Source organism: Rhizobium sp. TAL182, from assembly GCF_002117725.1.
Classification (GTDB): domain Bacteria; phylum Pseudomonadota; class Alphaproteobacteria; order Rhizobiales; family Rhizobiaceae; genus Rhizobium; species Rhizobium esperanzae.
Map to the genome: position 1 here is coordinate 3022867 of NZ_CP021024.1, position 12178 is coordinate 3035044.

Annotated in this window: 14 protein-coding genes; 7 read left to right on the forward strand and 7 right to left on the reverse strand. The window is 63.1% G+C overall.

The window, feature by feature from the left end:
* The first annotated feature begins 78 nt into the window (after positions 1-78).
* The gene (locus Tal182_RS15390; RefSeq protein WP_085859996.1) at positions 79-1560 is read left to right on the forward strand and encodes a cyclic nucleotide-binding domain-containing protein; all 1482 of its coding nucleotides are present in this window, start codon (positions 79-81) and stop codon (positions 1558-1560) included.
* Here Tal182_RS15390 and Tal182_RS15395 read toward each other — a convergent pair whose 3' ends face one another.
* Entirely contained in the window at positions 1561-2049 is a 489-nt protein-coding gene (locus tag Tal182_RS15395; protein WP_064803698.1) for an Rrf2 family transcriptional regulator, read from the reverse strand.
* 341 nt (positions 2050-2390) lie between these two features.
* Between Tal182_RS15395 and Tal182_RS15400 the strand changes: the two genes are divergently transcribed.
* Genes Tal182_RS15400 through Tal182_RS15410 form a run of 3 tightly spaced genes read left to right on the forward strand, consistent with a single transcriptional unit; the run spans position 2391 to position 4082 of the window.
* Complete coding sequence (locus Tal182_RS15400) at positions 2391-2771, forward strand: hypothetical protein (protein WP_085859997.1); 381 nt, start codon at positions 2391-2393, stop codon at positions 2769-2771.
* 16 nt (positions 2772-2787) lie between these two features.
* On the forward strand, positions 2788-3303 hold the full coding sequence (locus tag Tal182_RS15405; protein WP_085860960.1) for an RNA polymerase sigma factor: 516 nt from the start codon (positions 2788-2790) through the stop codon (positions 3301-3303).
* Complete coding sequence (locus tag Tal182_RS15410) at positions 3300-4082, forward strand: anti-sigma factor (protein ID WP_085859998.1); 783 nt, start codon at positions 3300-3302, stop codon at positions 4080-4082. The genes Tal182_RS15405 and Tal182_RS15410 overlap by 4 nt, the downstream gene beginning before the upstream one ends.
* A 3-nt stretch (positions 4083-4085) precedes the next feature.
* Here Tal182_RS15410 and Tal182_RS15415 read toward each other — a convergent pair whose 3' ends face one another.
* Genes Tal182_RS15415 through nthA form a run of 3 tightly spaced genes read right to left on the reverse strand, consistent with a single transcriptional unit; the run spans position 4086 to position 5768 of the window.
* Positions 4086-4457, reverse strand: coding sequence for a nitrile hydratase accessory protein (locus Tal182_RS15415; RefSeq protein WP_085859999.1), 372 nt, complete (start codon positions 4455-4457; stop codon positions 4086-4088).
* Complete coding sequence (gene nthB / locus Tal182_RS15420; protein ID WP_085860000.1) at positions 4444-5103, reverse strand: nitrile hydratase subunit beta; 660 nt, start codon at positions 5101-5103, stop codon at positions 4444-4446. Before nthB ends, Tal182_RS15415 begins: the two co-directional genes overlap by 14 nt.
* Positions 5100-5768 (reverse strand): nitrile hydratase subunit alpha, encoded by a 669-nt coding sequence (nthA, locus tag Tal182_RS15425; RefSeq protein ID WP_170965880.1) that lies wholly within the window; start codon positions 5766-5768, stop codon positions 5100-5102. Before nthA ends, nthB begins: the two co-directional genes overlap by 4 nt.
* A gap of 350 nt (positions 5769-6118) precedes the next feature.
* On the opposite strand from nthA, the gene Tal182_RS15430 reads away from it, so the two are divergent.
* Positions 6119-7390, forward strand: coding sequence for an SDR family oxidoreductase (locus Tal182_RS15430; RefSeq protein ID WP_085860001.1), 1272 nt, complete (start codon positions 6119-6121; stop codon positions 7388-7390).
* Positions 7390-7866 carry a DUF2269 domain-containing protein gene (locus tag Tal182_RS15435; protein WP_085860002.1) on the forward strand — a complete coding sequence of 159 codons (477 nt, stop codon included), beginning with the start codon at positions 7390-7392 and terminating at the stop codon, positions 7864-7866. Before Tal182_RS15430 ends, Tal182_RS15435 begins: the two co-directional genes overlap by 1 nt.
* On the opposite strand, the gene Tal182_RS15440 is transcribed toward Tal182_RS15435, so the two are convergent.
* Positions 7858-8451, reverse strand: a complete 594-nt coding sequence (locus Tal182_RS15440) for a LysE family translocator (protein WP_085860003.1) — start codon at positions 8449-8451, stop codon at positions 7858-7860. The genes Tal182_RS15435 and Tal182_RS15440 overlap by 9 nt on opposite strands.
* A 152-nt stretch (positions 8452-8603) precedes the next feature.
* Between Tal182_RS15440 and Tal182_RS15445 the strand changes: the two genes are divergently transcribed.
* Positions 8604-9452 carry an aldo/keto reductase gene (locus tag Tal182_RS15445; RefSeq protein ID WP_085860004.1) on the forward strand — a complete coding sequence of 283 codons (849 nt, stop codon included), beginning with the start codon at positions 8604-8606 and terminating at the stop codon, positions 9450-9452.
* 196 nt (positions 9453-9648) lie between these two features.
* On the opposite strand, the gene ilvN is transcribed toward Tal182_RS15445, so the two are convergent.
* Together ilvN and Tal182_RS15455 are read right to left on the reverse strand one after the other, a co-directional pair.
* A complete protein-coding gene (gene ilvN / locus Tal182_RS15450; RefSeq protein WP_011426035.1) occupies positions 9649-10221 on the reverse strand; it encodes an acetolactate synthase small subunit in 573 nt (190 codons plus the stop codon).
* Positions 10222-10247: 26 nt separating this feature from the next.
* Positions 10248-12038 carry an acetolactate synthase 3 large subunit gene (locus tag Tal182_RS15455; protein WP_085860005.1) on the reverse strand — a complete coding sequence of 597 codons (1791 nt, stop codon included), beginning with the start codon at positions 12036-12038 and terminating at the stop codon, positions 10248-10250.
* Positions 12039-12178: the final 140 nt, after the last annotated feature.

Sequence of the window (12178 nt, forward strand, 5' to 3'; positions counted from 1 at the left end):
CGCCCGCGCACGCCGATGCTTGCGCGGGTGGCCGACATGCTAAATCATGTGCCGCCCGCCCCTTCCGGAGACAGAGAGATGATCTACGACGCGCTGTTCGGCAAGCCGCTGATATCCCTCATCGTCGTCGGCTTTGCCGGCATCCTCGTCTGGTACTTCCTCTCCAGTCAGCGGCCGACCACGCGGCTGGTGGTGCAGATCCTCTTCTTTGCGGTGATGACGCTGATCCTCGCCGGCAGCGGCATCGAGCCCCATCGCTTTCAGGGATATCAGTCCGAAGACCCGCAGGCCTTGCTCGTCATCCTCGCCAAGTCGCTCTGGTGGATCCACCTGGCATGGGCCGTCATTGGTTTCATCAGGCTTTATCTGGTGCTGGAGGGAAGCCCGCGTGAGGCCCGCCTGCTCCAGGATCTCGTCATCGGCATCGTCTATATCGGCATGGCGCTCTCGATCCTCGCCTTCGTCTTCGGCGTGCCGATCGGAACCCTCGTCGCGACATCAGGCGTGGTCGCCATCATTCTGGGTTTGGCGCTGCAGAACACGCTCGCCGACGTCTTTTCCGGCATCGCGCTGACGCTCGGCCGGCCCTATGTCCTCGGCGACTGGATACTCTTGAGCGACGGCACGGAAGGACGCGTCGTCGAAAGCAACTGGCGCGCGACGCACATCCTGACCGGCGCCAACAATGTCGTCGTCCTGCCCAACAGCTTCCTGGCGAAACTCGGCCTGACCAATGTCAGCCGGCCGGACGAGACCCATCTTCTGATCCTGACCATCCGTATCGCCCCGACCCGGATGCCGGCATCGATCCGCCAGGTCATGCTCTCGGCGCTCACGAGCTGCAATTCGATCGTGCGCGAGCCGCCACCGGTCGTCGCATTGAAGGGGTTGGACGCCACCGCGCTCGAAGTCGAGCTGCAGTTCCGGGTGACGAGCCTCAGTCAGCGCGTGACAGGGCGAAATGAGGTGCTCGATCTCGTCTATCGCCATTGCAAATCCGCCGGCCTGCTTTTGGCCGTTCCACCCGCAGCCCAGGTGCTGACCGCCGATCTGCCGACGGAAGAAAACGCCAAGCCGCCGACCGTCACGCCGCTTGCGCTGATCGAAGCCATTCCCGTCTTTGCAACACTGACATCAGATGAGAGGCAGAAGCTCGCCGAGACCACGACTGTCCGGCAGTTCCGCAAAGGCGATGTGATCGTGCGGGAGAGCGAAATGCTGCCCTCGCTGATGATGGTGCGCGCCGGTATCATCGTGGCGCGTCGCGAAGGCGAAGAGCGCGGACGGTTTGCGCCAGGTGATTTCTTCGGCGAGACCGGCCTGCTCGCCGGCATGCAGGAAGTCTGCACCTTGGAGGCCCTGACCCCAGTGACGATCTATGAAATCGGTCAGGCGGCCTTCGCCCCGCTGCTTAGCGAACGCCCAGCCCTGGCCGAAGAGATCGCCGAAGCCCTCGCCGGCCGCGCCGAACGCTTCCGCGACGGCGTTAACCTGCCCCCGGAACAAGCACGCAACGCGCACGCAATCCTGAAGACCATCAGAACCATCTTCAGGGCATGATCAGCCGGCGCGCTGGAGGACCCATTGGAACGTGCCTTGCCAGATGTCGGCCGGTACCTCCTCGGACAAGGTGCCGACGAGATCGGAGAGCCGCACGGCCCTCAGCGTGTTTCGCCAAGCCTCGTCGGCTTCCCACATGACGCGCGCAACCGCGCAAGGCTTGCTGTCGCAATAGCCTGCCGGCCGGCACGGATTGTTCTCCCGGATATTCGTACAGGTGAAGCTGCGCGCCTTTCCCTCCACCGCCTCGACAATATCAAGGAAGTTGATCTCGGACGGGGATTTCGCAAGCCTGTAGCCGCCGCTCGGGCCGAGCGTGGTATCGACGAGCGAGGCTTGTGAAAGGCTTTGCAGCGCCTTGGAGAGATATTCCTTCGGCAGACCATGAAGCTCGGCGAGCGCCTTGGTGGAGAGATACCTGCCCTCGGGCAGGCCCGCGAGAATGGCGCAGCAATGCAGCGCCCACTCGACCTGGCTTTTCAAGATCATTCAGCAACTCGTAATGGCTGGTTCTGTGAACCACATTAAGGATATATGCTATCCGCAAATCGCTTTGATGTAAATGACTGCGATGACAGCGAAGACATCCACGGGGCTGGCCACCCGCGCTGGCCGCAGCAATATCTGCATCCGGCAAGTAATCGAGCCGGCCACCCGCCCTCGTGGTTCGAGACGGCCCTCGGGCCTCCTCACATGAGGGCTGATCGGTGTGCCTCACTGCAACCCGCCATTCTCCGCGAAAACTTTCGCTCAGCCGGAATAAAATTGCCTCGTCGCGTGTCTCATCTCAGGTATCGCAGCATTGCGTGCCCAACCTGAGGAGAGACATTATGACATCCGTGAAATTCCTGTCCGTCGCGACGGCAGCCGCCCTTGCCGCGACCGCTGCTTTCGCCGCCCCTCCCGTCAAGGAAGTCGAATCCGCCAAGGGCAAGGTGCTCGCCGGCGAAAACGGCATGACCCTCTACACCTTCAAGAAAGACGCCAAGGGCGTATCCAACTGCAACGGCGATTGTGCCAAGAACTGGCCGCCGCTGATGGCCGCTTCCGATGCCAAGGCCGATGGCGCATATTCGATCATCGAGCGTAAGGATGGCAAGAAGCAATGGGCCAAGGACGGTATGCCGCTTTATTACTGGGTGAAGGACAAGAAGGCTGGCGACATCACCGGCGACGGTGTCGGCGGCAATTGGGATGTCGCCAAACCTTGATCCCAAGAGAGCTGGCGTGAAGACACCCGCACCTGAAACGTTCGAGGGCCAGATCCTGGCCCTCCTGCCCTCGCTCAGGCGCTATTCGCGCAGCCTGACGCGCTCGGATGTCGACGGCGAGGACTTGCTCCAGGACTGTGTCGAGAAGGTCCTGGCGCGCCGCGGCCAATGGCGCGGCCTCAATCTGCGCGGCTGGGTCCTGACCATCATGACCAATCTCTATCGAAACGGCCGGCGCGGCAAGGCGCGCGACGGCCTGGTCGAGCTCGACGCCGCACAAGACGTGGCCGCTCCCGAACCGCCGGCCGATCCGCTGGAGCGCGCCCGGCTCGACGATGCGCTGAACAGTCTCTCGGAAGAGCACCGCGCCGTGCTGATGCTCGTTGTCATCGAGGGATACAGCTACAGCGAGGTCGCCGCCGCGCTCGAGATTCCGATCGGCACCGTCATGTCCCGGCTGTCGCGCGCCCGCCAGCGCATCGCCGAGCGGCTGAAGGCCGATAACGTCATTACGCTTTGGAGACCGAAATGAACGAGACCAACCCGATCGTCACCGAAGCCGATCTCCATGCCTATGCCGACGGCCAGCTGGCGGAAACGGCCCGCGCCCGCGTCGAGGCCTTCCTTGCCGACAATCCCGACGAAGCGGCGTTGGTCGCCGAATGGCAGGCGCAGAATACCGGCATCAAGACGCTGTTTGCAGGCTATGAGAAGGCGAAGGACACCGATCCCCAGCTCGTCACCCCGCCACGCGCGACCTCCTCCGCGCCGAAGCGCTGGATGGCCGCCGCCGCGGCCCTGCTCGTCTTCGCGCTCGGCACGGTCAGCGGCCATTATGGCCCCGCGCTTCTTCAGAAGCCGGACCTGCAGCTTGCCGGCTCCGAGACCCTGCCAAAACAGGCCGAGACCGCCTTCACCGTCTATGCCGCAGAGGTGCGCCACCCCGTCGAGGTCTTCGCCGACGAGGAGGCTCATCTCGCCACTTGGCTCGGAAAGCGGCTGGCGGTCGAAAATTTGAAGATCCCTGACCTGCAGTCGCTCGGCTTCAAGCTGGTCGGCGGTCGACTGCTGCCGGTCGACGGCAGGCCGGGCGCCATGTTCATGTACGAGAACCAAGCCGGCGAACGCCTGACGGTCATTGTTGGCCGCAACAGGGAAAACCGCACGACGAGCTTCCGCTTCGCCTCGTCGGGCAATCTCGAAACCTTCTACTGGGTCGACGGCGAACTCGGTTACGCCGTCACCGGCGAAGTCTCGCGTGAGACCCTACGTGGCGTGGCCGAGGAATGCTATCGGCAGTTTCCTTCTTGAGGGTCAGCGGTACGGATCGTTGGCGAGCTCGATCGGTTGCCCATGCGGCGTTGCTTCGGCTGCCCGCTGCCAGCTCTTCTGCAGGTCGAGAATGGCAGATGCATCCGCTATGCCGCGGCTGATAAGCAATTCGGAAAGCGTCGCCACCCAGCAGTCGAAATAATCGCTGCCGTCTTCGGCGCGGCCGGGCTTATGAAGTTCCCGAGACAGGAGCTCGGCCCATTCGCGCCAGGCAAATATCCCGTTCTCATGCAGATGCACGGTCATGGCGAAGGCTTCGGCGGCCCAAGGCTCGGGAAAGACCGGCCCGCCTTCCGGAGATTTCGGCAGACCGAGCGATTGGCTGAGCTCCGAGGGCATCTCACAAACGCTCAAGATAGCTCTCCCACGCATCGATAGAGACCGTCAGCGACGGATCCGCCCCCTCGCCCCAAATCTCGCCGCCGTCGAAGACGACAGTGTAGAGCCATTGCGGATTCTCGCCTCGGCCATGCGCATTGTCGTCGGGAAAGACGAAGGAGCCCTGCACCGCTTCGACGACGCCCATCTTGGCACGCGCATAGCGCGGCAGCCGCGTATGGGTCGGCGGATTGAAATTCCTCGTCCTCACCGCCTCACCGACCGCAAAGCGCGGCGCGGTTTCGACGGGACGATCGCAAGGCCCGCCCTTTGCCAGTACATCAGCCACCATCTCCGCTTTCAGCACCCGCTTCGGCGCAGCCCCATCCTGCAGCTTGTGGCCGGACAGCAGCTCCTCGCGCGTCGCAAAGCCGTGCCGCGCAAGCAGCGTCTCGACGCCGCGGATCCAGATCTCGTAGTAGCTGGCAGCGAGATAATCGGCCGGCGGGATATTCTCGCGCGCATGCCGGCTTTCATCGATCGTCCATGCACCAAAGGCGCCGCAGGAAAGCGTGATGCCGAGCGCCCGCTTTTCCCAGTCGGCATGGAAACAGGGCTCATCCTTTTCAGGCGCGACAGGCCCGAAGCCCATCTGTCCGCCGAGATCGTGCGGTCCGTTCATGGCAGAGCCTCCTGGCTGCCGGCAGCTGAAATCTTCGAGCTGCCTGCAATGGCCGTGCCGATCATCGCGTCTCGGCTAACGAGGCCGGCAAGTGCGGCCTCATCCATGCCTTCCGTGCCCGCCGGCCGCTCCGGAATCACGAGATAACGCAGCTCCGCCGTCGAATCCCAGACGCGGATCTTCTTGTTCACCGGCAGGGTCAGGCCGAATTCGGCAAGCACGCCGCGCGGATCAATCACCGCCCGTGAACGATAGGCCGGCGCCTTGTACCAGACCGGCGGCAGGCCGAGCACTGACCAGGGATAACAGGAACAGAGCGTGCAGACGATGAGGTTGTGGGTATCGGCCGTGTTGAAGACGGCGCGCATATGCTCGCCCTGCCGGCCGGTATAACCAAGGCTCGCTATCGCCGCCGTCGCATCGCGCCTCAGCCAGTCCGCGAATTCGGGATTGTTCCATGCTTTGGCCACGACATGCGCGCCGTTCCTCGGCCCCACCTTCGTCTCGTAAGTCTCGACAATCGCATCAATCGCCGCCGGATCGATCAAACCCTTCTCCGTCAGCAGCGTCTCCAGCGCTTTGACGCGCGCCTGCATGTCGGAGTAATGGTTGTCGTGGGCATGATCGTGGTGATGGTCGTGATCGTCATTGTGGTCGTCGTGCAAGGCAATATCCTCCCGGAACGGCGATCGGCCGCCCTGTTTCCTCAATGCGCGCGGCACGCTCCTCCTCTTCTCCCCAGCGGGGAGAAGGTGGCCCGAAGGGTCGGATGAGGGGGGCTGCACGGCACGCCCTTCATGATTTGCCCTTCGCTTGCGCTCCGTGCATTCGCGGCTCGCCGCTCCCCCCTCATCTGCCTGCCGGCATCTTCTCCCGCCGGGGAGAAGCGGAGTCGTGGCAACCTCTCGCCCCAATTCAAAGCAGGTCGGTAAAACCGTCTCCCTTCTTTCTACCATACACCACAACGCCGCCAAGCCCTTCTATCCCAATCAAACTTTTCCGCTAATCTCCCGCCATGAACATCCTGATTCTCGGTGCAACCGGCTTCATAGGCTCCGTCGTCGCGGCCCGGCTCGCCACCGATGGGCATGCCGTGACCGGGCTCGGCCGCAATCCCGTGCGGGCGCGTTTGAGGCAGCCTGCGATAAACTGGCGGCGGGCCGATCTGTCCCGCATGACGAAACCCGAGGACTGGGAGGATCTCCTGAAGGATCAGCATGTCGTCGTCAATTGCGCCGGCGCGCTGCAGGACGGTCTTTCCGATGATCTGGTGGCCACGCAGGCAGATGCAATGCTGGCGCTCTATGCCGCCGCAAAACGCTCGCGTCCTCTGATCGTGCAGATATCGGCAAGGACGGCGGGCGCCGCCGGCGATCTGCCTTTCCTCGCCACCAAGCGGCGAGCCGACGAGGCGCTGGCGGCAAGCGGCCTACCTCACCTCATCCTGCGCCCTGCCCTCGTTCTCGGCCGCAATGCCCATGGCGGTTCATCGCTCATCCGGGCGCTTGCCGCCTTTCCCCTGGCGCTGCCGCTCGTCCACGCCGAAAGCCCGGTCGAAACGCTTTCCGTGGACGATGTGGCGGAAGCCGTTTCGCGGGCGGTTTCAGGCGATCTGCGTGGGGATATCGTTCCTGCCGCCGACGAGGTGCTGACGCTTGCCGATCTCGTGCGCCTGCACCGGCAATGGCTGGGCCTGCCGCCCGCAAGCGTGATCGCTCTCGCCCCCTGGATTGCAAGGCCGGTAACTTGGCTCGCCGATGTCGCGGGCCTGCTCGGCTGGCGTTCGCCGCTGCGCTCGACGGCGATGACCGTCATGTCGGAAGGCGTTAAAAGCGCGAAGGGGGAGAGCGGCCTTGCCGCGACATCCGCCGCGGCAACGCTCGCGGCCAATCCTTCCGGCGTACAGGATCTCTGGTTCGCCAGGCTCTATCTGCTGAAGCCACTCGTCATATCGGGCCTGTCGGCTTTCTGGCTGCTCTCCGGCCTGATCCCGCTGCTGGTGGTGCCGAAGGCCTCCGCGCATTTCCTGCCCTTCATGCCCGAGGCGGGCGCAACGGCGCTGACGCTTGTCACCTGCCTCATCGATATCGCGCTCGGCGGCGCCGTCCTTGTCCGCCCGCTCGCCAGACGCGCCCTCCTCGGCATGCTGGCCGTCTCATTGGCCTATCTCACAGGCGGCACACTTCTCGAACCCGCCCTCTGGCTCGATCCGCTCGGCCCCCTCGTCAAGGTGCTACCGTCGATCCTGCTGACGCTCACGGCCCTTGCCACCCTGGATGAACGCTGATGCTTGAGCAATGGCTGCTGCTTGCCCATGTGATCGGCGCGACCGTTCTGTTCGGCACCGGTGCCGGCATCGCCTTTTTCATGGTGATGGCGCACCGCACGCGCGATCCCGCCTTGATCGCCCATGTAGCCGCGACTGTCGTCATCGCCGACACGATCTTCACGGCGACCGCTGCTCTTCTCCAGCCGGTGAGTGGCTATCTCCTGGCGCGGTCGATCGGTTGGGACCTCTGGGAAGGCTGGATGGCGCTGTCGCTGCTGCTCTATGTCGTCACGGGCCTGTTCTGGCTGCCGGTCATCTGGATCCAGATCCAACTGCGCGACCTCGCTCGCGCGGCGGCAAGCTCGGGAAGCGCCCTGCCGCCCAGCTACCACAGCCTCTATCGCGTCTGGTTCGTGTTCGGCTTTCCCGCTTTCTCGGCCGTTCTCGGCATTTTTTGGCTGATGCTGACGAAACCGTCGATTGCGCTATTTTAGCATCGGCCAGAGGCTCGCCACCAGAAGCACGGCCATGCTGATATTGAACCATTTCAGCCGCACCGGATCGGAAAGCCATTCCCTGAGCGCCGAGCCGAAGCCTGCCCAGGTCGAGACGCTCGGCACGTTCACCACCGCGAAAGCCAGACCGACGATCAACACGCTGGCGAGGTAAAGCTCGGGATTGGTATAGGTCGCCATCGCGGTCACCGCCATCACCCAGGCTTTTGGATTGATCCACTGGAAAGCCGCCGCCGACAGGAAGGACATCGGCGCCGCACCGCTCTTGCCCTCGCTGAGCGAGCGCGACGAAGCGATCTTCCAGGCAATCCAAACGAGATAAGCGCCTCCCGCAAACTTCAGCGCCGTATAGACCACGGGCATCGTGTGCAGCAACGCCCCGAGCCCGAAACCAACGCCGATGAGCAGCGAGAAGAAGCCGGCACCGATGCCGAACATATGCGGGATCGTCCTGCGGAAGCCGAAATTCACGCCCGAGGCGAAGAGCATCATATTGTTCGGGCCCGGTGTGATCGACGTCGTGAAGGCGAAGAGAACGAGGGCGAGAAACGTATCCAGCGGCATGCGACCTCCCGAAGCCGGCTTTTCCAGCAGCCCACTTTATTTAGGTCAGCATAACTGTCCTAAATCACCGATGCCATTGCATCATTGTCACGGTGACAGGATTACTTGAAAGATGGCGAAGCGGCCCAATCTCTTGAGCAGGAAGAAGAGCCATGCAGGACGACCCCATCCCCTCCGTAAAATTTCCGAACAGCATAGCCGTGCCGGCACTCGGCCAGGGAACCTGGGCCATGGGCGAGGATGCCGGCCATGCCAGGGCCGAGATCAAAAGCCTCAGAACCGGCATCGATCTCGGCATGACGCTGATCGACACCGCCGAAATGTATGGCGACGGCGGCGCCGAGGAGATCGTCGGCCAGGCGGTCAAAGGACGGCGCGACGAGGTCTTCATCGTCAGCAAGGTCTACCCCTGGAACGCCAGCCTGAAAGGCACGATCGAGGCCTGCGAACACAGCCTCGAACGCCTCGGCACGGGCCGTATCGATCTCTATCTCCTGCACTGGCGCGGCAACTATCCGCTCGCCGAGACCGTCGCCGCCTTCGAGATGCTGAAGGCCTCCGGAAAGATAGGCGCCTGGGGCGTCTCCAACTTTGATACCGACGACATGGAGGAACTGCTCGGCGTGCCCGACGGCGCCAATGTCGCCGCCAACCAGGTGCTGTATAACCTCACCCGCCGCGGCGTCGAGTTCGACCTTTTGCCCTGGTGCCGGAGCCGCGGCATCCCCGTTATGGCCTATTCGCCAATCGAGCAGGGACACGTCCTCCATCATCCGGAACTAATTCACATCGCCAAGGCCTATCAGGCGACACCAGCCCAACTGGCGCTCGCCTTTCTCCTGAAACGCGACGGCGTCATCGCCATCCCGAAGACCTCGAATGCCGAACGCGTTCGCGAAAACCGCGACTGTGTCTCGCTTGATATCACCGAGGAGGATTGGCAAGCGCTCGACGCCGCCTTCCCGCCACCGGCCAGGAAAAAGCCGCTGGAGATGCTGTGATCTACAGCGGCTGCCCAGCTAAAAAGCCCCTCATCCGGCTGCCGCCACCGTCTCCCCGCTTGCGGGGCGAAGCGGGTATGCCGCACCGGCTTCATCCACCTCAACGTTGTGTTTGGCACGTCCCCTCGCCCCGTTTACGGGGAGAGGGTTAGGGTGAGGGGCAGCTTATGGCACGGACCTGACGGCGGTAGCAGGCTCACATCCCCTGCGCACCACGGTTCATCGCCGCAATACCGGTGCGGCAGACCTCGATCAGGCCAAGCGGCTTCATGATCGCGATGAACTGGTCGATCTTGGACGACTTGCCTGTTATCTCCAGGATGAAGTGGTCGATCGTTGCGTCGACCACCTTGGCGTGGAAAGCATCGGCAAGCCGCAGCGTCTCGGCGCGGGTTTCGCCCTCGCCGATCACCTTGACCAGCGCCACTTCCCGCTCGATCGGGCGGTCCTGGCCGAGTTCGCGAGCCCGCACCGTCAGGTCGACGACGCGGTGAACAGGCACGATGCGTTCGAGCTGCGCCTTGATCTGCTCCAGCACATGCGGTGTGCCGCGGGTAACGATGGTGATTCGGGACAGATGCGCCTGGTGCTCGGTCTCGGAGACGGTGAGGCTCTCGATATTGTAGCCGCGGCCGGAGAACAGGCCGATGACGCGGGCAAGGACACCGGGCTCGTTGTCGACGAGAACCGAGAGCGTGTGGCTCTCGACTGCGGTCGTTTCCGGAGAGATGAAATAGGCAGAGCCCGTGGGCTGAAGGTGTGCGTTCATGGTCCTGGGGTTCCTCTGACTTTTTCTTAGACGAGCTGACGGCCCTTGGCGTCGATCGCATTGGCGACCGCTTCGTCAGTGGCTTCGTCGGGCAGCAACATTTCGTTATGCGCCTTGCCCGAGGGAATCATCGGGAAGCAGTTGGCGAGATTGGCGACGCGGCAATCGAAAATGACCGGCTTCTTGACCTCGATCATCTCGATAATGGCATCGTCCAACTCATCCGGCTTATCGCAGCGCAGGCCGACTGCGCCATAGGCTTCCGCCAGCTTGACGAAATCGGGCATCGCCTCCGTATAGGAGTGCGACAGGCGGTTGCCGTGCAGCAGCTGCTGCCACTGGCGCACCATGCCCATGTACTGGTTGTTCATGATGAAGATCTTGATCGGCGCGTCGTACTGGATCGCCGTCGACATTTCCTGGATGCACATCTGGATCGAGGCGTCGCCGGCAATGTCGATGACGAGGCTCTCGGGATGGGCGATCTGCACGCCGAGGGCCGCCGGCAGGCCGTAGCCCATCGTGCCGAGGCCGCCCGAGGTCATCCAGCGGTTCGGCTGCTCGAAGCCGAAGAACTGTGCTGCCCACATCTGATGCTGGCCGACTTCGGTCGTGATGTAGGTATCGCGGTCCTTGGTATGCGCAAAGAGCCGCTCCAGCGCATATTGCGGCATGATGACGTCGTTGTTCTTCGTATAGGCGAAGGAATTGCGCGCCCGCCAGCGGGCGATATCGCTCCACCAGCCTTCGAGTCGGTTCTTCTCCGGCTTCTTCGGCAGCGCCCGCCACAGGCGGACCATGTCTTCGAGGACATGGCCGACATCGCCGCGGATGCCGATATCGACGCGGACGTTCTTGTTGATCGAGGACGGATCGATATCGATATGGATCTTCTTCGAGTTCGGCGAGAAGGCGTTGAGGCGGCCGGTGATGCGGTCGTCGAAGCGGGCGCCGATGCAGACCATGACGTCGCAATCATGCATCGCCATGTTGGCCTCGTAGGAGCCGTGCATGCCGAGCATCTTCAGCCAGTTCTTGCCTGAAGCAGGATAGGCGCCGAGGCCCATCAGCGTCGAGGTGATCGGGAAATCGGTCAGCTCGACCAGTTCGCGCAGCAGCTTGGAGGCCTCGGGGCCGGAATTGACGACGCCGCCGCCGGAATAGATGATCGGACGGCGCGCATTCGCCATCAGCTCGATCGCCGCATGGACCTGGTTCAGGTCGCCCTGGATCTTCGGTTGGTAGCTCTTCTGGATCGGGTAATCGGCGGGCGGCGTGTAGGTGCCGGTCGCAAACTGCACGTCCTTCGGAATATCGACGACGACGGGGCCTGGACGGCCGGATTGGGCGATGCGGAAGGCCTCGTGAATGATGGCGGCGAGCTGGTTGACGTCCTTGACCAGCCAGTTGTGCTTCGTGCAGGGCCGGGTGATGCCGACCGTGTCGCATTCCTGGAAGGCGTCGGAGCCGATCAATGGGGTCGGAACCTGGCCGGTCAGGCAGACGAGCGGGATCGAATCCATCAGCGCGTCCTGCAGCGGCGTGACCGCATTGGTGGCGCCAGGACCTGACGTGACCAGCATGACGCCGACCTTGCCGGTGGAGCGGGCGTAGCCTTCGGCCGCATGGCCTGCCCCCTGCTCATGGCGAACGAGGATGTGCTTGATCTCGTCCTGCTGGAAGATCTCGTCATAGATCGGCAGGACCGCGCCGCCGGGATAGCCGAAGATATGTTCGACGCCGTTGTCCTTCAGCGCCTTGAGAACGATCTCCGCCCCCGTCATCCGATTGCCTGCCGCCTGATTGTCCGTGCTCATCTGTCTTTTCCGTTTGATGCTGGGATTTGAGTTTGTGGCCGGGAGCCCGATTTCGGGCACAAAAAAAGGCCCCGGAGGAGCCTGTCATCTAGCGCATGGGTGGCTATCGCCGGATGGTTACACCATCCTGCCCATGCGCC

Excerpts from the sequence above, each read along its gene's own strand:
- Tal182_RS15395 (WP_064803698.1), bottom strand. The coding sequence starts at position 2,049 with ATGATCTTGAAAAGCCAGGTCGAGTGGGCGCTGCATTGCTGCGCCATT.
- ilvN (WP_011426035.1), bottom strand. The coding sequence starts at position 10,221 with ATGAACGCACACCTTCAGCCCACGGGCTCTGCCTATTTCATCTCTCCG.
- Tal182_RS15430 (WP_085860001.1), top strand. The coding sequence starts at position 6,119 with ATGAACATCCTGATTCTCGGTGCAACCGGCTTCATAGGCTCCGTCGTC.
- Tal182_RS15390 (WP_085859996.1), top strand. The coding sequence starts at position 79 with ATGATCTACGACGCGCTGTTCGGCAAGCCGCTGATATCCCTCATCGTC.
- Tal182_RS15435 (WP_085860002.1), top strand. The coding sequence starts at position 7,390 with ATGCTTGAGCAATGGCTGCTGCTTGCCCATGTGATCGGCGCGACCGTT.
- Tal182_RS15400 (WP_085859997.1), top strand. The coding sequence starts at position 2,391 with ATGACATCCGTGAAATTCCTGTCCGTCGCGACGGCAGCCGCCCTTGCC.
- Tal182_RS15410 (WP_085859998.1), top strand. The coding sequence starts at position 3,300 with ATGAACGAGACCAACCCGATCGTCACCGAAGCCGATCTCCATGCCTAT.
- Tal182_RS15455 (WP_085860005.1), bottom strand. The coding sequence starts at position 12,038 with ATGAGCACGGACAATCAGGCGGCAGGCAATCGGATGACGGGGGCGGAG.
- Tal182_RS15440 (WP_085860003.1), bottom strand. The coding sequence starts at position 8,451 with ATGCCGCTGGATACGTTTCTCGCCCTCGTTCTCTTCGCCTTCACGACG.
- nthB (WP_085860000.1), bottom strand. The coding sequence starts at position 5,103 with ATGAACGGACCGCACGATCTCGGCGGACAGATGGGCTTCGGGCCTGTC.
- Tal182_RS15445 (WP_085860004.1), top strand. The coding sequence starts at position 8,604 with ATGCAGGACGACCCCATCCCCTCCGTAAAATTTCCGAACAGCATAGCC.